Source organism: Leptospira limi, from assembly GCF_026151395.1.
In the GTDB taxonomy this organism is placed as follows: Bacteria; Spirochaetota; Leptospiria; order Leptospirales; family Leptospiraceae; genus Leptospira_A; species Leptospira_A limi.
In genome coordinates this window covers 2,545,596-2,567,430 of sequence record NZ_JAMQPV010000001.1, presented here as the reverse complement: position 1 = coordinate 2,567,430, position 21,835 = coordinate 2,545,596, and the positions used below count along the sequence as shown (strand labels likewise).

Genomic DNA, 21,835 nt, shown 5'->3' with positions numbered 1-21,835 from the left:
AAATTTTAATCTTTCTGTTCGAAACTCGTTTGGTGTTTTTTTCGTTCAGCTGCGATTTTTTGGATATGTCCTGCGAAACTTGGATGGTGTTTTAAAATTTCAGTAAATGCATCTCGGCTGAGTGTATATACATCACAATAAGAACCTGCTTTGATTGTAGCAGTACGCAATGAATCGTCAATCAAACTCATCTCACCAAAAAAAGATCCGGAATTTAAGGTAGCGAGTAGTTCTCCCGACTTTTCTTTGATCACTTCTACATGGCCTTTCGATAAAAAATACATATTATGCGGGACATCCCCTTCACGGAAAATTACATCTCCTTTCATATAATAAGCAGGTTTTAATTCGAGAACAACTTCTCGTTTTAATTCTTCTGGTGCATGTTTAAAAAATGGAACCACAGAAATCAGATGGTTGTGTAAAAACATCGATACATCAATTTTGATTCCCGATGGAAGTTGATCCCAGATCTCTTTTTCATCAATCCCGTGTTTGTTTTCCCAAAGATTGATGTAGTAGGATCTGATCCTATTTGCTAAATGAGGAGGTAATTTTTTGTATTTAATGAAGGAGTTAATTGTATTTAATTTTTCTTGGAAAGTGACACGGGAGATATCCAAATTCGATAACAAAGTGGAAATATTACCAATCACATATCCATAAATACCAACTCCTAAAATCATCACACCCATCGTATAAATTGTTTGTCGATTTGTTGTAGGGGTGATATCCCCATAACCAATGGTTGTGAGAGTTGTAACCGACCAATACAAAGAACGGATATAACGTGTTGTTATATCTTTGTCTGGTAAAAACTCAGGACTCAAATGGATCCAACCACATGCGACCCAGTGAGCAAAAAGGGAAGTCCAATACACAAAAAAAATCAATCGAAAGGTCATTGGATTGATCACATCCAATAATTTGAATCGATCTTCCGAGTCCGCACCAAGAGCTAACATTCGTAAGGATTTAAAAAGTTCAAAAACTCTAACAGATCGTAACAATCTTAAAATTTTTAAACTGTCTGTCACTCCGAAGTATTGGAAAAAAAATCCACCGAATAAATCGAAGGGAAAGGCAGATAAAAAATCGATGAGAAACCAGGATTTTAAATATGTTTTGGCTACTATTTTTTTGTTTTGGATGAGGAGCCTGTCCTTTAGGATCGCAGTAAAAAAATTGAGAAGTAAGTCGATTCCAAAAATGACTTGGATCCCTCTTTCGAAATGGGTAACTCCTGCTGACAGTTTATGAGGGAATACGAGTCGGAGAGGCACTTCTATGGCGAAGTATGTGATACAAATAAAGACAAAAAGATCCCAGATTCGTTTGTAGGGAGAATTTGGATGGATCATATTGTATAGTATCGACAAGCTATGTTTTATATTTGCGTTCTTTCAGATAAAAAAAATCCTGAATTGGATAAGAGGTGATTATGTTCGGTGGAGCCGGTGGAAACAAGTTTGATATGCTCAAACAGATGAAAAAAATGCGTTCGCAAGTGAAAACCATGGAAAAGGAACTTGCTGGCCTTAATTTTGTGGGAATTTCTAAAAATAAACTTCTATCCGTCACTTTGGACGGTAAATTCCAAATGAAATCGATCCAAATTGAAGATGAATTATTAGAAAAAAAGGATAAAAATCTTCTCGAACGTTCTATCCAAGAAGCCTACACAAAAGCATTACAAGATGCGCAGGCTGGGGCAGCTAAACAAATGCAAGCGATGGGTGGATTTCCAGGACTTGGAATGTAATCCAAAGATTCGTTTTGGTTCTATCCAGAAAAAGGAGAAGCCTACAAAGGAATTCTTTGTAGGCTTTTTTTATGGGATTTTTTCCCTTTTTCGTGGTTACTAAATGTAATTAACTTGCTGGTACAATTTCCACTTCAACTCGTCGGTTAGAACCATCTTTTGGATCTACATTTTTCAGTGGAGTTGACGAACCTAATCCTTGTACGGTTCCAATTCGTTTCCCTTCTACACCGTTTTCAATGATGGCATTCTTTGCAGTCACTGCACGGTCATTGGATAGTTTTTGGTTGAGTTCTTCTGCACCAGTGCGGTTTGCGTGACCAGTGATATTGACTTTTGTCTCAGGGTAAGCAGCAAGTGCTTCCGCTAATTTATCAATATTTTCTTTTCCTTTTCCTTTGAGGTCAGCTTTACCATCTTCGAATGCGATTCCGCCGTCCATAGATGCAGTCAGAGCCACAGTTTCACCACCACGTTCACTTTTTGTAAGAGTGATCCCTTGTTTTTTCATTTCTTCCGCCATGTTGTCATACATGGTGTTGAGATAAAAACCTGTTCCAAGTCCTGCTAAACAACCAGCACCTAAACCAACAATCTTACCTTTGTTTTGTGGTTTCTTTTTTTCCATTGCCAAAGATTCTTTCACTTGTCTTTGGAAATCGTTCTTTTTGTTTTTTGTGTCTTTTTTTCTTTGGGACTCATCATACACTGCACCTAACGCAAGACCAACTCCACATCCAATGGATGTACTGAGGATGAGACGTTTTGTGTTGTCTGAAAGGCCACAAGAAATTGTGGTAAGTAATGATAGGGATAAGATTCCCGAAATGATTTGTTTCAAAGTGATTGTCCTCGCTCACCTTCTCAATGAAGGTTTCGGACAAAGTTTAAAGAAATCCTCCCTGTTTGCAAGGAGGATTTCCATCTCTTTAAAATCCTTAGTATCTGTCCGTGAGGAGTTTTACCACTGATTCTGGTCTGAGATTTGCTTGGGCAAGCATGGCCACACCCGATTTGGTTAGGATTTGGTTTTTGGAGTATTCTACCATTTCCGTTGCCATATCTGCATCTCTGATTTGTGATTCGGAAGAAACCATGTTCACGTAGTTATTACTCAGTGATTTTAAGGTTAAATCCAATCGGTTGTAATAGGCACCCAAGTCCGACCGTAATCGATTCACTCGAGAAATGGCATCATCCAATACTTGGAGTGAATCGGTAGCTTTGTTTGGAGTTGAAAGTGTCAACTTGTTTCCAGCTTGTTTCAGTTTTAAAGAAGAACTTGTCATCGTATTGATAAACACTTCTATCTTTTCTGATCCGTTTGCACCCACTTGTAGTGTCATTGGGTTTTTGCCAGCACGAGAAAATCGACCATCTAGTGGCCTAACTTTGTTAAACTCCGCAGATGTTCCGATCCTTTCCACTTCTTCAACTAGTTGTGATACTTCCAATTGGACAAGTTTCCTGTCTTCATTCGAATAGATCCCGTTAGCTGATTGAACTGAAAGTTCGCGTAACCTCTGTAAAATAGAGTTTACTTGGTCCAAAGATCCTTCCGTAACTTGTAAAAACGACATACCATCCTGGGTATTTCGTTCTGCTTGGCCTAAAGCTCGGATTTGGGATCTAAGTTTTTCGGATACGGAGAATCCCAAGGAATCATCCCCTGGTCTGTTGATTCGCATACCCGTTGCTAGGTGTTCCATGGACTTGTCCATGTCACGACTTGTGTTTGTGAGTGCCCGTTTTGCAACGAGTGCACTGATGTTGTGATTGATAATCATTGTCACACCCTCCTGTGTGTCCATGACCCGCTTGTTTCCCTACAGGCGGAGAAAAGAAAAAATCAGTTTCCAGAAATCCTTTCCTTCGAGGAGAGAAGGGGTTGCCTGCCCTTGGTTCTCCCGTGAATTTTTCCTTTCCAGATGATTCTATACCAGAAAACTTATGTCTGTAAAGAAAATTTAGGGTGCGAGGTCTTAAGATTTTGAAAATCTACACCAAATTTGGCGACGGCGGGCAAACGTATTTAGCGTCTGGGAAAAAAGTTTCGAAAACTGACAGACGAGTTGATTTGTATGGAACCTGTGATGAATTGAATAGCACCATTGGTCTTGCACTTTCACTTGGTAAAAAAGAAACTTTACAAACTTCCTTTTTAGAACATTTGCAAAACATCCAAAGTTTTCTCTTTGAAATTGGTTCGGAGCTTGCAGGTTATGTACCTAAGGAAGCCAAGGATGGTACTGTCGTTAACGCACAGGATGTGAGTATTTTGGAACAGGAGATTGACCGTTTGATGGAAACCCTTCCCGAAATTAAATTTTTCATTTTGCCAGGGGGAAGTCCTTTTTCCAGCGCTTTACATATGGCTCGAACGATATGCCGCAGATTGGAAAGGGATTTACTTGTTTATATAGAGGCTGGTGGAGAGATTCATAACGATCTTAGAATTTACATCAATCGTTTGTCGGATTATCTATTTGTTGCCGCAAGGTTTGTCAATTTTTCATTGGGGCAAGAGGAAACCATTTGGAAAAGTCGTACAAAAACAAACTAGAAGAACATCCCAAAGGGATCACCAGTTTATTTCTCACAGAAATGTGGGAAAGGCTTAGTTATTATGGGATGCGAGCATTACTTGTTTTGTATCTTGTAAATGCTTTGGGTTTTTCCGATAAAGATGCAGGTGTGATATATGCGTATTATACTAGCTTTGTTTATCTAACTCCTGTTATCGGGGGATATATCACAGATCGTTATTTGAGTTACCGATTTGCCATTTATTTAGGAAGTATTTTGATGTTACTCGGCCATCTTTCTTTGGCCGTATCTGGATTATCTTATTTTTATTTAGGGTTATGTTTACTCGCTTTAGGAAATGGATTTTTTAAACCGAATATCTCAACAATATTTGGAAGGTTATATGTAGAAAAACCCAATTTAAGAGACAGTGGGTTTACCATTTTTTATATGGGGATCAATGTAGGTGGATTACTTGGACCAATCATTTCTGGTAGTATAGGTGAAAAAGTAGATTGGCATTTGGGATTTTTATCAGCTGGTGTTGGAATGGCAATTGGTATCTTGGTTTTTTATTTTGGAAGTAAATCCCTTCCAAAATCCATTTGGGAAAAAACAAAGGGAATCAATCAATCACAAATGAAAGAAAGTTCCACCTCACCAAATGTTTCCGAGAATGAGGTGATGGCAAAAATTGCTTTGATTGGACTTCTTTCTTTTTTTAGTATTTTTTTCTGGATGGCGTTTGAACAAATGGGTTCTTCTCTCAATTTGTTTGCCTTACGCCATACAGATCGGAATGTATTGGGATTTGAAATTCCAGCTTCCATCTTACAATCATTAAACCCCTTGATGATTTTGGTTTTTGGGCCTTTAGTTTCTCTCCTTTGGACATCTCTCTCCAAAACCAATCGAAACCCAAATCCAATTATAAAGTTTGTGATCAGTTTGTTTTTGCTTGGAATTGGATTTTTGGTGATGGTCATGGCAGCAAACCAAGCAGAAACAGGAGTCTCCGTTTCCCTCTTCTTTTTAGTATTTGTCTATTTTTGGAATACGATGAGTGAACTCTGTCTTTCACCAGTAGGACTTTCATTTGTCAGTAAAATGGCTCCAACAAAGTTTGCTTCATTTCTAATGGGAACTTGGTTTTTAAGCACAGCCTTTGGTCATTATGCAGCGGGCATTCTTTCTGGTTACCAAAGAGAATGGGGTAGTATGGTGCATTTTTATGCTCTCTTTGTGATTGTCTCTTGGATTGCTTCTCTTATCCTTCTGGGAATTTACCTTTGGAAAAAAAAATCCATCCTCCCTTTATTGGATTCAGAAAAAACAAAAAAAGAGGACTCCTCTTCACCAATACGTGTTTCCATTGAAACCTAAAATTTGTTAACTTTTGAGATTATCCTTTGGTTTCTAAGACTAAGGTTTCAATTTCTTCAAACTTTTCTTCACCTGCTAATGAGATGACTTGTTCTGCGAGTAACTTTGCTTTCCAAGTGGAGATTTCTGTGACTTTCTCTGCGACTTCTTTCATGAGAGGGAGAGCCGAACTCAAATCACGTATCCCTAAACCAATGAGAACAGCAGTAAACATTGGATCACTACCGATTTCCCCACAAATGCTAATTGGTTTTTTTTGAGAATTGGCAACATCGACAATGTTTTTGAGTAAAAGTAAAAATACAACCTGCCACGGATTGTATAAGTCTCCCACCAAATGATTGTTACGTTCCACTGCAAGTAAATATTGTAATAAATCGTTAGTACCAATGCTATAAAAATCTACATGGTTCCCTAAAAAGGGTAAGTTTAAGGCACATGCAGGTGTTTCGACCATTATGCCCAGTGGAATTTTTTTGGTGATCACAAGTCCTAAGTTTTTTAATTCTTCCAGACATTCACCAATCAATACTTTTGTTTGTAAAATTTCGGAACGAGTTGTGATCATTGGTAACATGATCCTCATCGTTCCAAATTCACTCGCACGAAGTAGGGCACGAAGTTGTTCTTTAAAAAAATGAGGGTGCCTTAAGAGGTAACGAATGCCTCTGTTTCCTAGAAATGGATTTTCTTCTTCATATCCATTTTCCATTTTATCGGCTCCGATATCCCAAACACGAAAGGTCACTGGGCGGCCTACCATCTTCAGTAAAATTCGTTTGTATACGGCAAACTGTTCTTCTTCTGTGGGTTTGAATTCGATATAACGGATGAATAAAATTTCTGTCCGAACAAGACCGATCCCGTCGGCACCTTGGAGAAACGCAGTATCTACTTCTTCTTCTGAATCGATATTCGCACGTAAGGTGAATTTTTTCCCATCTTTTGTTTTGAGTTCTTTTGGACCGTCACTAATCTCTCGAATGGGAATCGTTTTTTTAATTTCACTTTTGATCCCTGCAAGTTTGATTTCATCGATGGCTGGAGAACGATTGAGGATTCCTCTTGTGGCATCGAGTAAAATATAATCATCATCTTCTACGTGTGAGGTGATATTCTTAAGACCGACAATAGTAGGTATCCCATAATTTCTGGCAATGATGGCGGTATGTCCCGTTTTCCCACCAAAGTCAGTGGCAATCCCACGTAACCTGGACTTACCCAATTGGATCATTTCGGAAGGAGTGATTTCTTTTGCGATGAGAATAACATCATCAGGAATTTTCGTTGGTTCGGCTCCTTTTTCAGGGTACAAATTGGATTCAATTCGTTTGCCGATGTCGAGAATGTGGTCGGCCCGTTCCCTAAAAAATTCGTCAGGAATGGATTGGAATTCATCATACAAGGAACTCACTGCCGTTTCCAGTGCAAGTCCCGCCGATTCATTGTTTTGTGCAATTCGCTCAAACACACGAGCCCGAAAGAGTGGGTCGTTTAAAAAGACAATTTGCGATTCTAAAATTTCTGAAAGTTCGACATTCTGTTTGGATTTTTGGACAAGGTCGGCAAGGTCATCTTCTGTTTTTTGGAGGCCTTTTTTTAAGAGTTCAATTTCCTCTTTGATTTCCTCAGGGCTTAAGTCTGTACGATCTTCCCGTTTCCGTTTGGATTGTTTCCAACGAAATACCTTTCCATACACTGTCCCTGGGTAGGCAGAAATGCCTTTAAATGTAGTTTTTTCTTCCATCCGAACCTATGCCAAAAATACTTTTGGTTTAAGCTAGTTTGGAAAGTAAAAAAAGATCCGAACTACCGTGCGGCTTCTTTTTTAGAGAAAAGTGGAATCCGTTTGCTTTTGTACTGCGTGAGTTCGTTTCCCGTTACTTGGCTCATGATGCATTTCGCAAGGGAGATGTCGAGAGCGTGCCCTGCTTTGGATGCAATGAGGTGGCCTCTGAAGGGACGACCCATCACAGCTAAATCTCCCACTAGGTCTAGGATTTTATGGCGAACACATTCATTGTCATAACGCAAATGGTCGTTCAGGTAACCATCATCGGTGAGAACCACTGCATTGTCGAGGGATCCGCCCATAGCAAGTCCTCTCGCTTGGAGGGCTTCCACATCTTTCAAAAACCCGAAGGTTCTCGCAGGAAGGATATCCGTTCCTAAAATGGATTCGTCAAGAGTGGTGGTGTAGGACTGTCCTCTGAGGAGTGGGTGGTTAAAATCGATACTATAAGTGACTTTTAATTCATCGGAAGGGAGCATGACGAGGTATTTGTCCCCGTCAACGACCCAAATGGGGTTTGTGATGGTAATGGGTTCCACGGTTTCGTCTAGGACACGAATCCCTGCGGAACGAATGCCTTCCCAAAATGGTAGGGAGGATCCATCCATAATCGGAACTTCTACGGAATCAATTTCAAAGATACAATCAGTAATGCCTAACGTGTGGACTGCTGCAAGTAAGTGTTCGATGGTTTGGACCCGATTGGAACTACCATCCCCGATGGTCGTTGCGTTACTTGTGTCTACCACATGGTCCAGGGAAACTGGGATTCTGACTTTTTGGGTGCCTCTATAGAGATAAAAGATAAGTCCGGTATTTGCCTCAGCAGGATGCAGGCGAAGAGTCACCACTTTACCAGAATGGACGCCAATTCCTTTGAGTGTTATCGAATTTTGGATCGTTTTTCTGTGGATTGCCGTTTGCATAATCAGTTCCTACATACAAAATTGTAGGAATCTGACCTCGGACAATACCAAAACCTAAACCCGAATCCAAAAAAATGTCTCTTTTTTACAACAGTGTGGTGGAATTGTGACGGACAGAAAAACCAGGATTTTACCCTAATTTTTGCTACAAAGTAGGCCGTATTCTCCGTGTTAGTCCTTAAAAAGCGCTGAGGGCAGAACGTATGAAACTGGTGACAGGAGCTTGTTCCCTAGTATCTTCCAAACCTTCTCTCAGTTCTTTGAGAACCACTTGGGCATCTCCCAAGGTCGTGTTCACAGATTTGTGGACATCACTTTCATTGATGAGTTTTCCCAGGGTTCCCTGGCCTTCGTTGATTTTCCCTGTGATATTTGCGATATTTTGCACAGTTTTACGGATATCAGACCTGTTTTCTGCAATGAGCTCTGAGAGTGACACAAGTGGGTCTTGGGTGACCTTCCCTTGGATCGGAAGGAGTTTCCCCGATTTAGGAGAAATTTCAATTTTAGTGAGCGGTTCTTCCGTCATCATGTATTCTTTGGTTTTGGGATCCACAGGGAATTTGGACCCTGGGTCTAGGGCAACCACACGGCCTGAGAGCAAACTTTCGTTTTTGATCGTGATTTCGTAATTGGAAAAAAGTTGCACCTTGCCTTTCAGGAGTAACGTGAGTTCTACTTTTGTTCCAATCCCAGTTTCCCCATCTGGCAATAAATTTCCCATTTCATCAATTTGAACCAAACGGATTTTGGAAACATACCCAAAAGGAACTCCATGGATGGTGACCTTGTTTCCAATTTTAATCCCTTCTGCATCAGGGAAATAAACAGGGAGTTGGTAACCCGACTTTTGGAACGGTCCACCTTCTGTGACAATCGTAAAATAACCAACGGCTACGAGTGAAAAAATGAATAAAAGACCAACAATGAGAGCGCGACCTATGGTAGGCATTCCCTAAATTTCTCCTAGTTGTGTGAACAAAGTCAATTGGATTTTCCTTTTTTTAATTCTGAGTGATCGAGTATCATCGGACCTACGGTGTTTCCATGAATGAATTGTTGGATCACTGGATCTTTTGACGCTTGGATCTCTTCAGGTGTTCCACAAAATTGGACTTTTCCTTCATATAAAAAACTAATCCGATCTGCAATTCGATACGCTGAATTCATATCATGGGTCACCACAATGGATGTGAGGCCTAATTCTTTTTGTAAACGAATGACAAGGTCGTTGATAACATTGGACATCACTGGGTCAAGGCCAGAGGTTGGTTCGTCATACATGACGATTTTTGGTTGGGATGTGAGAGCACGTGCAAGTCCCACTCGTTTTTTCATCCCACCGGAAATATTACTGGGTAGGGTATCCTTTGCCGGAACCAAGTCCAACCATTGTAATTTTTCCATCACAATCCGATCGAGTTCAACTCCATCTGCAATTTTATGTTCTCGTAAGGGAAGTGCCACGTTTTCATACACTGTGAGCCAATTGATAAGAGCCCCCGATTGGAAAAGAACACCTAACTTAGAACGTAACTCTTCTCGTTTTTTTTCATTGGCATGGACAATGGATTCTCCATAAATAAAACAATCTCCTTCATCGGGGTCAAGTAAACCTGTGATGTGTTTGAGACTCACAGATTTTCCCGTTCCAGAAGGTCCAAGGATGACCATCGTTTCACCTTGTTTTACTTGTAAATTCATCCCTCGGAGGATTTTACGTTTACCGAAGGCTTTGTGAACATTTTTCATTTCAATGGCAAATGGTTCCATACTGTCCTTTACTTATAGAAGAGGGCTGTGAGCACATAGCCCGAAAAAATGACCATGAGAAAGGAAGTGACCACGGCTTTCCTCGTTGTTTGGCCGACCCCAATGGCTCCCCCTTCTGTGCGAAGTCCTTGGCTACAGGATATGGTCGCAATGGAAATACCAAACACATAACCTTTCAAAAGACCTACATATAAATCTTTTAATCCAGGTACCGATGAGATTCGGTAATAAACATCTTGGAAATAACTAATGATATCAATTCCTAACTGAAAATGTCCTACTATACCACCACCTAATATACCTAATGCGGATGAGTAAACACAGAGAACCGGAACCATAATGGAAAAACCAACAATCCTTGGCATTACCAAGTATCGGACAGGGTTAATGGACATAACTTCTAAAGCATCAATTTCTTCAGAAACTTTCATCGTTCCGATTTCGGCAGCCATAGCTGATCCAACGGATGCTGCAAGGATGAGGGAAGTCATAAATGGAGACATCTCTCTTGTCAATGTGATGGTTAGGAGTAGTCCAATTTGTCCTTCGGCTCCGAAATCGCGGAGTCCAAGTCCTGTGTTAATCCCAAGGATCATACCTGTAAATACTGATACAATGGACACAACAAATAAGGATCCAACTCCAGCGATAAACATTTGTTCTAAGATTTCGCGGCGTTTGAAATACAAATGGTGGGATTGTCCAATAGCACGAAATAACAACAATACTGTATATCCAATTGCATACAAAAGGGGTTCTATGGTTTTACGATACATTTGGATCATATTTTCCACCAAAGGAGTTTGTAATGATTTATTTCTTCCCTTGTATCAATTCCAAAGAGACCGTAGGCAAACTCATAGGAAAATCCTGAATTTGTTTTTGAGTATTCCATTAGGATAGGGATATGGATATGAGTTTCATCATGAGTCCAACGATGAGTGTACAATCTAGTTATCAAGTGCAATCGTTTTTCTCCATTAGATGACCTCTTATATTCAATGATAGAAAAAATGGGTTCCCAAACATCTTCCATCACTTCAAAACGAACCGGAATGATTGCGAGTGTATTCCATCCAAAATTCCCTTCTGGATCTTTGTGGTACCGAAAGAAGGGCCAAAGTTTCCAATAATAATCTTCCCTTCCTGTTTGGACGTATTCATTTTTCATATGGGAATAAAATGGTAAGATAAAATGAGAAGTTGATTTGAGATGAGAGGTATTCTGAGACAATCGGATATAAAATGGGGTGATAAACTCAGCTTCTTTGTTTGCAAAATAAGAATAACCATAAAAAGGAAAAAACACTAGTTTCTCTGTATCTTTTTTGACTGAAGTTGTGTATTGGAAAAAAATAAAGAGTGCTGTATAATTGGTTTGTCCCGTTTTTTTATCATATCCATAGGAAAAAAGTGAGTTAAGCAAAGGAAACCAAAGAAAGGCATGGCTTTTCATATTCCCGTCTACGGAACTTTTATGGTTGTAGAATGGAAAAAAAATCTGATACGAAGTTGGTTCCTTTTTATCTAACCTCTCTTCGCCCCATTGGAAAAAAGGCCATAAGACCGAATAACGTTTGTATTTACCTTCATGTGATTTTTTCGAATACAAAGGAAAAATCCGAAAGTCATCTCTTGTTTCCGAACCACCCCACATGACAAGTGGCCATCCAATGGATCGAGCCTTATATGTTTTGTATCTCCATTCTGAATATAAGGGAAATAAAACATAATTTAATTCTTGGTAAGAGAGTTTGTTTCTGATCTTTCCATAAAGAGGGAATATACTGTAATAATTTTCTCTTTGTGATTCACCTTTCCCCCATAAAAATAGGGGAGTGAATAAAATGTCTTCATCTTCATCACCTTCCTCATGTTTGAAACCAGTCCCACTGAAGAAAAATAAGGAAGACCAAGTGTACCAATAATTGGTTTCTTCTTTGTAATAAATCGGGGAGAGGTAACTATGAAATCGAAAGGCGTAAGTTTTGTCAGAAAAAGACATATAAAAAGGACGAATGGCAAAGAAGTTCTGTCTTCCTCTGGTTTCGTTTTCGTATAAAAACCAAAATTGAGAATAATCCGATTTGATATCTTCTGTAAAGGAATTTGGTATTTTTGCAAATAAAGAAGAAGTGAGAAAGAAAAGAGAAAAAACAAATCCGAATTGAATTTTAAAGCGGGAATCCACGTAATTTCAATATCATTCACTTTCATGTAAAGGAATCAAGTGATTTCATGCCAAAATTAAAAATCGCATTACTTTTCGGAGGGGTCTCTGGAGAACATATCATTTCCATCCGTTCCTCTGCTTTTATATTCGCTACACTTGATAGGGAAAAATACGACGTATGCCCCATCTACATTGATATGAGCGGAAATTTTTGGATCCCAACGGTATCAGAACCAAATTACCCTGACCCAACTGGAAAATCCGAAGTTGAATTTTCTCGAGAATTTAACAAGTCCAATCAAATTGAATCTTCAAGTGATCCGAGTCAATTGGGGAAACATGGATTTACTTCCGCCTTCCTCGGATTACACGGAGGAGCAGGGGAAGATGGTAGGATCCAAGGATTTTTGGATACAATGGGCATTCCTCATACTGGGTCTGGTGTCCTTGCATCTGCCTTGGCGATGGATAAATTTAGAGCTAATTTACTCTTCCAATCCATAGGTATCCCTGTGGCACCATTTTTGGAATTGGACCGAGTTCAATCTGATGCGAGAAAAGTTCTATTAAATTTACCATTTCCTTATCCAGTGTTCATTAAACCTACGTTAGGTGGGTCAAGTGTGAATACAGGAATGGCGAAAACACCTGAAGAAGCAATTACTCTCGTGGATAAAATATTTGTATCGGAAGACCGTGTCCTCGTTCAAAAATTGGTTTCAGGAACAGAAGTATCAATTGGTGTTTTAGAAAAACCAGAAGGGAAAAAACGAAATGCATTTTCTCTTGTTCCAACAGAAATTAGACCTAAGTCAGAATTTTTTGATTTTGAAGCAAAATACACCAAAGGTGCAAGTGAAGAAATCACACCTGCACCCGTAGGTGATGAGATTACGAAAACACTACAAGAATACAGTTTAAAGTGCCATGGTATCTTAGGATGTAAGGGTTATTCCAGAACTGATTTTATCATCTCGGACGGTATTCCCTATGTGTTGGAAACAAATACCTTACCTGGAATGACTGGCACTAGCCTTATCCCACAACAAGCAAAAGCATTGGGAATCGATATGAAACAAGTGTTTACGTGGTTACTTGAGATTTCCCTTTTTTAGGGAAACAATAGATACCGAAAAGAATGGCGATGAGACTTGCTATTGTACCATAAAAATGGCTTGTCATATCGTCACCATATACTTCTAAAATAAGCCAAGTAACGATACCAACAAACAAAGAAAAAAGAGCAGAACGTTCATCTGCTCTTTTGCTCATTAGACCAAATACCATGGGAATGAATAGGGTAACAAGGGAGATACCCCCCGAATCTTCGACGAGTGCATAAATTGAAGGTTTTCCCACTGCGAGTAAAAAAGAAATCCCTGCAATGATAAGTACCGATACCCTTGAGAGTAAAAGTAGCTTTTTATCATTCATGTTGCTGAATGCATATTTTAGAATATTCTCAGATAATATAGAAGAAGGAGCAAGGATGGCTCCCGATGCAGTTGATAAAATGGCAGAAATGAGTGCTGAAAAAAATAAAACTTGAATCCATGGACTGGAAAATTTAGAAATCATAGTTGGGATTAGAAGTTGTCCTGTTTCTGAATTTAAATCAAAATCTGGGATAAGGCTTTTTGCATGGAGTCCTAAAAAAAGAGGGATCAGGGCAAATAACAAATACAATACGGAAGATAAATAAGATGCCCGAACAGCTACCTTTTCTGATTTCGCAGACATCACTCTTTGGAAAATATCTTGTTGGGGTAAAGATCCAAATCCAACAACCATCCAAGCCGATAGGTACAAAGTCCAAGCATGGTAATTGGATTCAGGAAAAAATCGAAAAAAACCATCAGGTTTTTCTGAGATGGATGACCAAATAGGTTTTATTCCATTCAATTCGATGATCACGACTACGAGTCCAATGATGATCGAAATGGATTGGAAAAAATCGGTTAAGGAAACAGACCACATCCCACCTAAGTAAGTATAAAAAACAACGAGACATGCTCCAATGACAATGGCTGTAAACTGGTTGATCCCAAATAAAATTTGCACCATAATTCCGAGTGCAACAAATTGTGCAGCAACCCACCCAAAATAGGAAAAGATCAGACAAATGCCTGCAATGAACTCCATTTTTTTACCATAACGGTTTTTATAAAAATCACCAAAGGTAAGGATTTGCATTCGGTATAGGTATTTAGCAAATACCAAACCAAGTAAAAACAAACAAAGAGCACCACCAAACGGATCTTGGATGACAGATAAAAATCCACCTTTCGCAAATTCGACAGAGGAACCGAGGATGGTTTCACTACCAAACCAAGTGGCAAATAAAGCGGCTGTTGAAATGGGTAAGGGTAAACTTCTACCTGCAAGGATAAAGTCTTTTGAATTTTTTACTTTTTTTGCTGCATACACGCCAATCCCAATTGTGACAAGGAGGTAAGCTAAAATAAAAATGGCTTGGAAATTCATTCTTTAAAATAAATCTTCTTCCGCTTTATTAGAAGTTGTTTCTTCCTTCTTTTTTTTTACCGTTGATTTCACAACTTCACCACTTGGAGCTTTGGTTAAAAATTCAATTTTGGCTTCTGCATCTACCAAACGTTCGGAACAGATTTTTTTCAGTTCCATTCCTCGTTCGTAAGCCTTAATCGAATCTTCTAAAGACAAAGTTCCACGTTCTAATTTTTCCGCAATGTCTTCCAATTCACGGATTGCCTCTTCAAAACTGATTGATTTTTTTTCTACCATCGTTTGGTCCTATTTGATTTCTTTTACTTCAACTTGGAGTTTTCCATCGAATAAAAAAACTTCCAAAGGTTCTTTTTCTTTAATTTGTGTAATAGAAGAGATCACTTGTTTGTTTGTATTGCGGAGGACTGAATATCCTCTTTTGAGTGTTCCTAATGGAGAAAAGTGGTCTAATCTTTGTTCTGCAAGTTTGTATTTTGTTTGGACTCTTTCCAAATACGATTTCCAAGTTTGTTGGAAAGAATCAAATTTTTGAAATTCACTCTGCTTTTTGACAAGGTAGTTTTTTCCTAGAAGAGAAATTTTGGTTAATAATTCATCCAAATGGTTTTGCCTAGGCTCTAATACTGCTTTTGGATTTTGAAAAACCACTCTACTTGTTACACCTAACCACTTTTCCTTTCCAATTCGTATCACACCTGTTAGAGCAGAGCGCAAACGGTCTTCCATTTCATCCAAACGGATGAGAGTATCCGATACATTAGGGATCGCTAATTTTGCTGCGGCAGTAGGTGTGGGTGTTGTCGCATCCGCTGCTAAATCAGTAAGGACACGATCAATTTCATGTCCTACGGCAGAGATGATGGGAATCCTCGAGTGATAATATGCCATCACTACTGCTTCTTGGTTGAATGCCATTAAATCCTCAAAAGATCCACCACCACGTCCTGCGATGATCACATCTACTTCCCATTTTGGATCATTAATCTCTTTAATGGCTTCAATGATTGAATTTTCGGCACCGTCTCCTTGGACAAGGCATGGTGATACTAAAATTTGAATCGAAGGATTGAGGTCAGTGGCAATGCGAATGATATCTTCGACAGCAGCACCCTTAGGTGAAGTAACAATGCCTAATCGTTTTGGAAATTTAGGTAACGGCCGTTTGTGGGAAACATCAAAGATCCCTTTTTCTGCTAATGATTTTTTTAATTTTTCAATTTTTAGAAGGATATCACCTTCCCCAAGTTCCTCAATTTTTTGGACAGTGATGCTATAATAACCACCTGGTTCATAAACAGAAACAGAACCATACACAAGGATTTCCATTCCATTTCGTAGTGGAGTTCCTTTATAGTTTTTGGCTTGGAAGGAAAAAAAAGCACATTTGATTACACTTGTTGTATCTTTTAAGGAAAAATACATGTGACCAGAACTATTGGTCTGGCTGAAATTCGAAATTTCTCCGCGAATCCAGAAGTTTTTAAATTCGGGAGAGTCTTGTAATTTCGCCTTGATACGGCGATTGACTTCACTGACAGAAAAGGAAGAATCAGCTGTTTCCATTTACGTTGTTTGGAATCGAGTTTCTCGAAAAATTTTCCAAAAATCCCACAGAATAATTACGAGTGTTAATGCCATAGGTCCAATGATAATTCCCGCAACGCCAAACTCTTGTAATCCGCCAATGAGGGAGAGGAAAATTAAAAATGGATGAGTTTTGAGCTTTTTATCAAGGAGTTTTGGTTTTACAAAATTTTCTAAAATGAGATAACTTGCCCCACCTGCAATCATGAAGAGAATACTCCCTGTCCAATTCTCTTGGACAAGTCCAATATAAAGTCCAATGGGAAACCAAACAACCGATGTTCCGACAACAGGTATGAGTGAAAAAATAGTGGCGATACTTGAAAGTAAAAACTTATTCGATACAGATGTAAAAAGTAAAAGAACGTAAATCAATGCACCTTGTAAAAGTGAGATGAATAAATTTCCCATCATTACTGTACGAATCGCTTCTTCGATCCTGCGTCCCAACCTTTCTTCTATTTCTGTGGGGAAAGGTAAAAGTAAAAACAATCCACGTTCCATTCTACTCCCTTCTTTGTAGAGAAAGAAGAGTAAGATGAATGTAAAAAATCCATTGAATATGATTGCTCCTGGAACTTCAAATGACCCCAGTAAAAAACCAGAAGAATTTTTTAATAAACTATAAATAGAATCTAAGTTGAGAATGTCCATGTGTTGACCCACATATTCGCGGTAAAGAATCGGTAATTTGATCCAAAAAAATTCATTTTCTGTAAAAAAGTCAGTCAGGATTGGACTATTGAGTAATAGAGATACAATCGATTCTTCTGTAAGTTGGTTTCTCACATAACTGACTAAATTCAAAGATTCACGGATGAGTGTTGATACAATTAAATAAGAAGGGATGAACACACAAGCAAGCATAAGAATGACCATGATATAGGGAGAAAGGCCATGAAATTTGTCACCCAACACATTCTTTAATCGTTTGTGTAGTTTGCGTGTGGTTAAATAAAACAATAAGGCTAAAAAACTGGACCATAAAAATGGTTTGAATACAAAAAACAAAGTAAAACAAGTAGCAAGAAAAAATCCTGCTAACAGAATGTAGACGATGGTTTCGTTTTTATTTTTAATCCAATTCATTGTTAATAAGTAGAGTGTTTTTTAAAGTAAAATCGAATTTGGTTGTTAGTTTCATTTTTAGTTAGATAAATCGATAATGATTTTTTGATAAACCCTTCCAAAAGGTAGGAAACTTCGGTTTCATTCACATTTTTTTCAATGAGTTTCCAATCTCCTTGGTTCACTCGGTAATCAATGCGTTTTTGGATTTCTTCCCATGACTCGGGAGTTTCCAAAAGTAAAAATGCTTCCTTTGTATGGATGTGGCTTGTTTTGAATTCACTTGATTGAAGGAAGGTTGATCTTTCAGGAAAAAAAGACTGTGGGAAAGCGGGTGGCGAGTTTGTAGGGAATTTTGTCACGATGATCTGGTCAAACCGGTAGGTTTCCGTTTGTTTGTTCGGAGTACATTGGCAAAACAAAAGGAGTGAGAGGAGAAAAATTCGAAGCATTAGGGAAAGCAAATGTCCTAGTATTGATTCCTTCCATTCATTTTTTAAAATCTTTGTTGCCTATCCCAAGAAAGGTTTATCCTTCTTCTTGTGTTAGATTCTATCCCATTCGAAGCCATAATGAAAGAAATTCTCGAATTACCACCGCTTTTCCTTTGGGGTTTTTTCTGTTTTTCGAATTTTTTGGAAAATATTTTCCCACCTTGGCCGGGTGATACAATCACCGTTTTTTCAGGTTTTATATCCTCTGCACCCAACTCTCCCGTTTCCTTTGGATCTGTTGTCATCGCTACCTTTTTAGGGAATCTGTTTGGGGGCCTCGTCATGTATTATTTTGGGGAATCGTTTTTGAAATTTCTGAAACGAACAAGGATCCCTGTTTTATCCAATCTATACCATGAGGAAAGTTTACATAAGACTTTAGTATGGTTTCGGAAATACGAAAATGTAGTGGTTTTACTTTCAAGGTTCTCGGCAGGGATTCGATTTTTTGTTTCTATCGTTGCTGGAATGTCCAAAATGAACATCATTAAATTTGTAATCCTCTATTCCATTGCCGTTTCGTTATGGTGTGGGTTACTTTTATTCGGTGGTAGTTTCCTTGGTTCGAATTGGAACCAAATCATTGTTATACTATCATACTACAATCGTACCATTATTGGCATCCTTTTGGTTGTTTTTTTATACTTCCTTTACCAAATGTTTGGGAAATCAAATACGAAGTTGACATGATTTAGATTTATGTTAGGGTTTTCATCCATGGATTCTTGGGGAAACATAGCGTTTGATTTTTATACTTTCGGCTCTCTCGTCGGAGTGATTTTTACTTTTTACAATGCACAATTATTTCTAACGGTGAAAGAGAAATCGGAAGCCACTTACAACTTAGGAATGGCGACAATGTGGTTGGGTTTATTTCACTTTGGGTACTTGATCAACTTTTCTTTTATGGGCCCGTCCTCAGCGTATATGCGATGGTTTGTCATCATTGGTGCTATGGCAGGATCTGTTTATCTAACTGGATTTTTCTTAAGTTACCCTGAAATTTATTTTCCACGACTTAAAAAATCTATTTTTTGGATCTTAAGTAGTGTGGTCGTACTTGTGACTGCATTTTTTGTCTACATCAGCTTGTCAGCTGGGAGATTGTTTTTCTTCAGTGGCCATTATTGGGATTTCCCAGTTCCAATTTTTTATAAAGCATATGCTGTTATCGTTTTAGTCTTTTTTGTTTCTTTTACCATTGTCGCTATCCTTCAATTATTCAAGATGCCAAAAGAGTCAAAGTTCACTTTGATTAGCGTTCTGATTTCATTTGTTCTCATAACAATGATCCCTGGTTTTTTAAATGTATTGTCAAGGGATGGAGCGATTGGAAGAGGTTTATACCAAACGATTACAGACCTTATTTTGGTAGTTGGTTTATTTGTCGCCAATGTTGTTTATATCAATAATACAAAAGACAAGACAACGATTTTATCAAGAATCATCGGTATCTCGTTAGCTTCTTTTTTGTTAATTTTACAACTGGTTGCTTATTCTGTGATCCAACAAACAGAATCTAATTATGATTTGGTGCATACTGCGAGAGCTAAAAATTACATTGCAGGATTGGAAACAGACCAAGTTCCTAGTTTCCATTATTCTTATGATCTCCAAAACAGATCCTTTGTCACACATAAAGGATTAGAAGAAACAAAATTGGAACCAAACGAATACGAAGCTGAGTTTTACAATGTTTGGGCCTTGGAGATGATCCTATCGTTTGAGAAAAATGAAAATTGGAAATCAAAAGTAAATGAACTCTTACTACAATTACCAGAGACAAGTAACGGGTATTCGAACGAAATCAATCGATTGTTAAAAGAAGATCGAATCACTTCTCCGAAATTGTTAATTTCAGAAATTGAATCGGAAAAACGGAAAATTTTATACACCCGAAATAAACTGAGAGAAATTCCTGTTTCCAATTTTACAGAAAAAGCATCTGGACTTGTGAAAAACGAAGAAGGGGCACTCTCTGGATTTTATGCTGAGGCAAGGAAAATTCTCTCTTCCAATCGATCAGAAGAACTAAAATTCAAAACCTTAGACCAAATGTTTTCTCCCATGCCAAACCATGGTGAAAGAAACTATCGCGGACAAGTGAAGTTTGATTCTAAGAACCCCAATTTTTCTTTTTATGTAAGTTACCTGATTGTAGATAAAAAAAATGAAATCGTTCATGAAGTTGGTTATCCTTATACTGATTACAGAAGTTTCCAACATGAAGTGACTTTACCTTGGATCATTGGTTTATTGGCCCTTGCGGTACTTGTGATTTTGGGATATCGATTGTTCTTTCTCATTGCTCTCATTCGACCAGTGGAACAAATCATTGAAGGGTTAACGGAAGTTAACTCTGGTAATTTGGAATACCGCTTAACTGTTCATGTTGAGGACGATATTGGTTTTATGGCGAGATCATTTAACCGGATGGTGCGTTCGATCCAAGCTGCTCGTAAAAAATTGCAACAGTATGCTGAACAATTGGAAGAAAAAGTTCAAGAACGTACTAAAGAATTGGAAAATACGTTAAAGGAAGTTCAGTCCTTAAAACACCAACAGGATGGAGACTATTTTTTAACATCACTATTATTGCAGCCATTTCATACCAACCATGCAAAACACCAAAATGTACGTGTGGATTTTTTATTAGAACAAAAGAAAAAATTCACATTCAAGCAGTATGAAAAGGAGATTGGTGGTGACCTCAATATCGCCAATCAAATTGTACTCAACAATCGTTCTTACACTGTATTTTTAAATGCAGATGCAATGGGGAAATCAATGCAAGGTGCGGGAGGTGCCCTTGTACTTGGATCTGTATTTGAATCCATTATCACAAGAACCCAACTTTTAAGTGAAGCGAGAAATACATATCCAGAAAGATGGATCAAAAATACATTTTTGGAACTTCACAAAATTTTTGAAGGTTTTGATGGTTCTATGCTTGTATCACTTGTGTTAGGTGTGGTAGACAATGAGACAGGATTACTTTATTTTATCAATGCTGAACACCCGTGGATTGTATTGTATCGAGACGGAATTGCCAGTTTTATTGAAAACGAATTGATGTTTCGAAAATTGGGAACATCCGGTGTCCAAGGGAATTTATACATCAAAACATTTCAGTTGGAAGCAGGTGATATCCTCATCGCTGGTTCTGATGGACGTGATGATTTATTAATTTCCCATACTGAGGATGGAAAACGTGTCATCAATGAAGATGAAAAACTATTTCTTAAAATGGTAGAAGCTGGGAAAGGGGAACTTGATTTAATTTATGATGAAATGGCGAAATTTGGAGCGTTGACTGACGACTTATCAATGTTACGTGTTTCCTTCATTGAAGAAAAAGAACGTTATAAAATTGAAAAAGATAAGTTAAGGGAAATCCAATCTTTGTTAGCGAAAGCCAAAGAAGCAAGTGACTCTTCTGATCTGCAGGAAGCTGTTACGTATTTAGAAAAAGCACATTCCTTAGAGGAAAACATTCCAGAAATCAAAAAGAAGTTCATCCAATTGTATTTAAAACTGAAGGACTATGGGAATGCTAAAAAAATGGCCAAAGACTATAGTTTACTTCGACCTATGGATACTGAGATTATGTACATCACTGCATTTTGTGCAAGGAAAGTTGCTGATATCAAAACTGCCATTGATTTTGGGGAAAGAGTTCGACTCCGTGACCCCAATCATGTCAAAAACTTAATTAATTTAGGACAAACCTACTTAGCGGATAAAAATTATGGGAGAGCTGAAAATATCCTTAGTTCCGCTCTCGAACTTGACCCAGAAAATCCAAGTTTGGTTCGGCTCATTGACCACATTCGGAAAAAACAATTAAAACAAGAGGAAACACATTAG

Annotated in this window: 20 protein-coding genes; 6 read left to right on the top strand and 14 right to left on the bottom strand. The window is 38.3% G+C overall.

Features of this window, described 5'->3' with window-relative positions:
• Positions 1-5: 5 nt before the first annotated feature.
• Complete coding sequence (locus tag ND812_RS11845; protein WP_265375625.1) at positions 6-1,361, bottom strand: ion transporter; 1,356 nt, start codon at positions 1,359-1,361, stop codon at positions 6-8.
• 80 nt (positions 1,362-1,441) lie between these two features.
• Here ND812_RS11845 and ND812_RS11840 point away from each other — a divergent pair, with 80 nt between their 5' ends.
• Positions 1,442-1,762, top strand: a complete 321-nt coding sequence (locus tag ND812_RS11840) for a YbaB/EbfC family nucleoid-associated protein (protein WP_100728017.1) — start codon at positions 1,442-1,444, stop codon at positions 1,760-1,762.
• 109 nt (positions 1,763-1,871) lie between these two features.
• On the opposite strand, the gene ND812_RS11835 is transcribed toward ND812_RS11840, so the two are convergent.
• Positions 1,872-2,603: an OmpA family protein gene (locus tag ND812_RS11835; RefSeq protein ID WP_265375624.1), complete on the bottom strand. Its 732-nt coding sequence runs from the start codon at positions 2,601-2,603 to the stop codon at positions 1,872-1,874.
• A gap of 97 nt (positions 2,604-2,700) precedes the next feature.
• Complete coding sequence (locus ND812_RS11830) at positions 2,701-3,549, bottom strand: flagellin N-terminal helical domain-containing protein (RefSeq protein ID WP_100728038.1); 849 nt, start codon at positions 3,547-3,549, stop codon at positions 2,701-2,703.
• A 203-nt stretch (positions 3,550-3,752) separates the two neighbouring features.
• Between ND812_RS11830 and ND812_RS11825 the strand changes: the two genes are divergently transcribed.
• A complete protein-coding gene (locus ND812_RS11825) occupies positions 3,753-4,325 on the top strand; it encodes a cob(I)yrinic acid a,c-diamide adenosyltransferase (RefSeq protein WP_265375623.1) in 573 nt (190 codons plus the stop codon).
• Complete coding sequence (locus ND812_RS11820; protein WP_265375622.1) at positions 4,298-5,671, top strand: peptide MFS transporter; 1,374 nt, start codon at positions 4,298-4,300, stop codon at positions 5,669-5,671. Before ND812_RS11825 ends, ND812_RS11820 begins: the two co-directional genes overlap by 28 nt.
• 19 nt (positions 5,672-5,690) lie before the next feature.
• Here the strand turns inward: ND812_RS11820 and ptsP are convergent, their stop codons facing one another.
• The 6 genes from ptsP to ND812_RS11790 form a co-directional block, all read right to left on the bottom strand.
• Positions 5,691-7,418, bottom strand: coding sequence for a phosphoenolpyruvate--protein phosphotransferase (gene ptsP, locus ND812_RS11815; protein ID WP_265375621.1), 1,728 nt, complete (start codon positions 7,416-7,418; stop codon positions 5,691-5,693).
• A gap of 62 nt (positions 7,419-7,480) precedes the next feature.
• On the bottom strand, positions 7,481-8,389 hold the full coding sequence (gene lpxC, locus ND812_RS11810; protein WP_265375620.1) for a UDP-3-O-acyl-N-acetylglucosamine deacetylase: 909 nt from the start codon (positions 8,387-8,389) through the stop codon (positions 7,481-7,483).
• A 178-nt stretch (positions 8,390-8,567) separates the two neighbouring features.
• Positions 8,568-9,341: a mammalian cell entry protein Mce gene (gene mce, locus ND812_RS11805; protein ID WP_265375619.1), complete on the bottom strand. Its 774-nt coding sequence runs from the start codon at positions 9,339-9,341 to the stop codon at positions 8,568-8,570.
• A gap of 32 nt (positions 9,342-9,373) precedes the next feature.
• On the bottom strand, positions 9,374-10,162 hold the full coding sequence (locus ND812_RS11800) for an ABC transporter ATP-binding protein (RefSeq protein ID WP_265375618.1): 789 nt from the start codon (positions 10,160-10,162) through the stop codon (positions 9,374-9,376).
• A gap of 8 nt (positions 10,163-10,170) precedes the next feature.
• On the bottom strand, positions 10,171-10,947 hold the full coding sequence (locus tag ND812_RS11795; RefSeq protein WP_100728023.1) for an MlaE family ABC transporter permease: 777 nt from the start codon (positions 10,945-10,947) through the stop codon (positions 10,171-10,173).
• A complete protein-coding gene (locus tag ND812_RS11790) occupies positions 10,944-12,353 on the bottom strand; it encodes a hypothetical protein (RefSeq protein WP_265375617.1) in 1,410 nt (469 codons plus the stop codon). Before ND812_RS11790 ends, ND812_RS11795 begins: the two co-directional genes overlap by 4 nt.
• Before the next feature lie 47 nt (positions 12,354-12,400).
• Here ND812_RS11790 and ND812_RS11785 point away from each other — a divergent pair, with 47 nt between their 5' ends.
• Positions 12,401-13,450, top strand: a complete 1,050-nt coding sequence (locus ND812_RS11785) for a D-alanine--D-alanine ligase (protein WP_265375616.1) — start codon at positions 12,401-12,403, stop codon at positions 13,448-13,450.
• Here ND812_RS11785 and ND812_RS11780 read toward each other — a convergent pair.
• Genes ND812_RS11780 through ND812_RS11760 form a run of 5 tightly spaced genes read right to left on the bottom strand, consistent with a single transcriptional unit; the run spans position 13,419 to position 17,926 of the window.
• Entirely contained in the window at positions 13,419-14,819 is a 1,401-nt protein-coding gene (locus tag ND812_RS11780) for a high affinity choline transporter 1 (RefSeq protein WP_265375615.1), read from the bottom strand. The genes ND812_RS11785 and ND812_RS11780 overlap by 32 nt on opposite strands.
• A 3-nt stretch (positions 14,820-14,822) precedes the next feature.
• Positions 14,823-15,098 carry an exodeoxyribonuclease VII small subunit gene (locus tag ND812_RS11775; RefSeq protein WP_265375614.1) on the bottom strand — a complete coding sequence of 92 codons (276 nt, stop codon included), beginning with the start codon at positions 15,096-15,098 and terminating at the stop codon, positions 14,823-14,825.
• Positions 15,099-15,107: 9 nt separating this feature from the next.
• Positions 15,108-16,385: an exodeoxyribonuclease VII large subunit gene (xseA, locus tag ND812_RS11770; protein WP_265375613.1), complete on the bottom strand. Its 1,278-nt coding sequence runs from the start codon at positions 16,383-16,385 to the stop codon at positions 15,108-15,110.
• Entirely contained in the window at positions 16,386-17,495 is a 1,110-nt protein-coding gene (locus ND812_RS11765; protein ID WP_265375612.1) for an AI-2E family transporter, read from the bottom strand.
• 2 nt (positions 17,496-17,497) lie between these two features.
• Positions 17,498-17,926, bottom strand: a complete 429-nt coding sequence (locus ND812_RS11760) for a hypothetical protein (RefSeq protein WP_265375611.1) — start codon at positions 17,924-17,926, stop codon at positions 17,498-17,500.
• Between the two features lie 120 nt (positions 17,927-18,046).
• Between ND812_RS11760 and ND812_RS11755 the strand changes: the two genes are divergently transcribed.
• Together ND812_RS11755 and ND812_RS11750 are read left to right on the top strand one after the other, a co-directional pair.
• Entirely contained in the window at positions 18,047-18,658 is a 612-nt protein-coding gene (locus ND812_RS11755; protein ID WP_265375610.1) for a DedA family protein, read from the top strand.
• Between the two features lie 27 nt (positions 18,659-18,685).
• On the top strand, positions 18,686-21,835 hold the full coding sequence (locus ND812_RS11750) for a SpoIIE family protein phosphatase (RefSeq protein ID WP_265375609.1): 3,150 nt from the start codon (positions 18,686-18,688) through the stop codon (positions 21,833-21,835).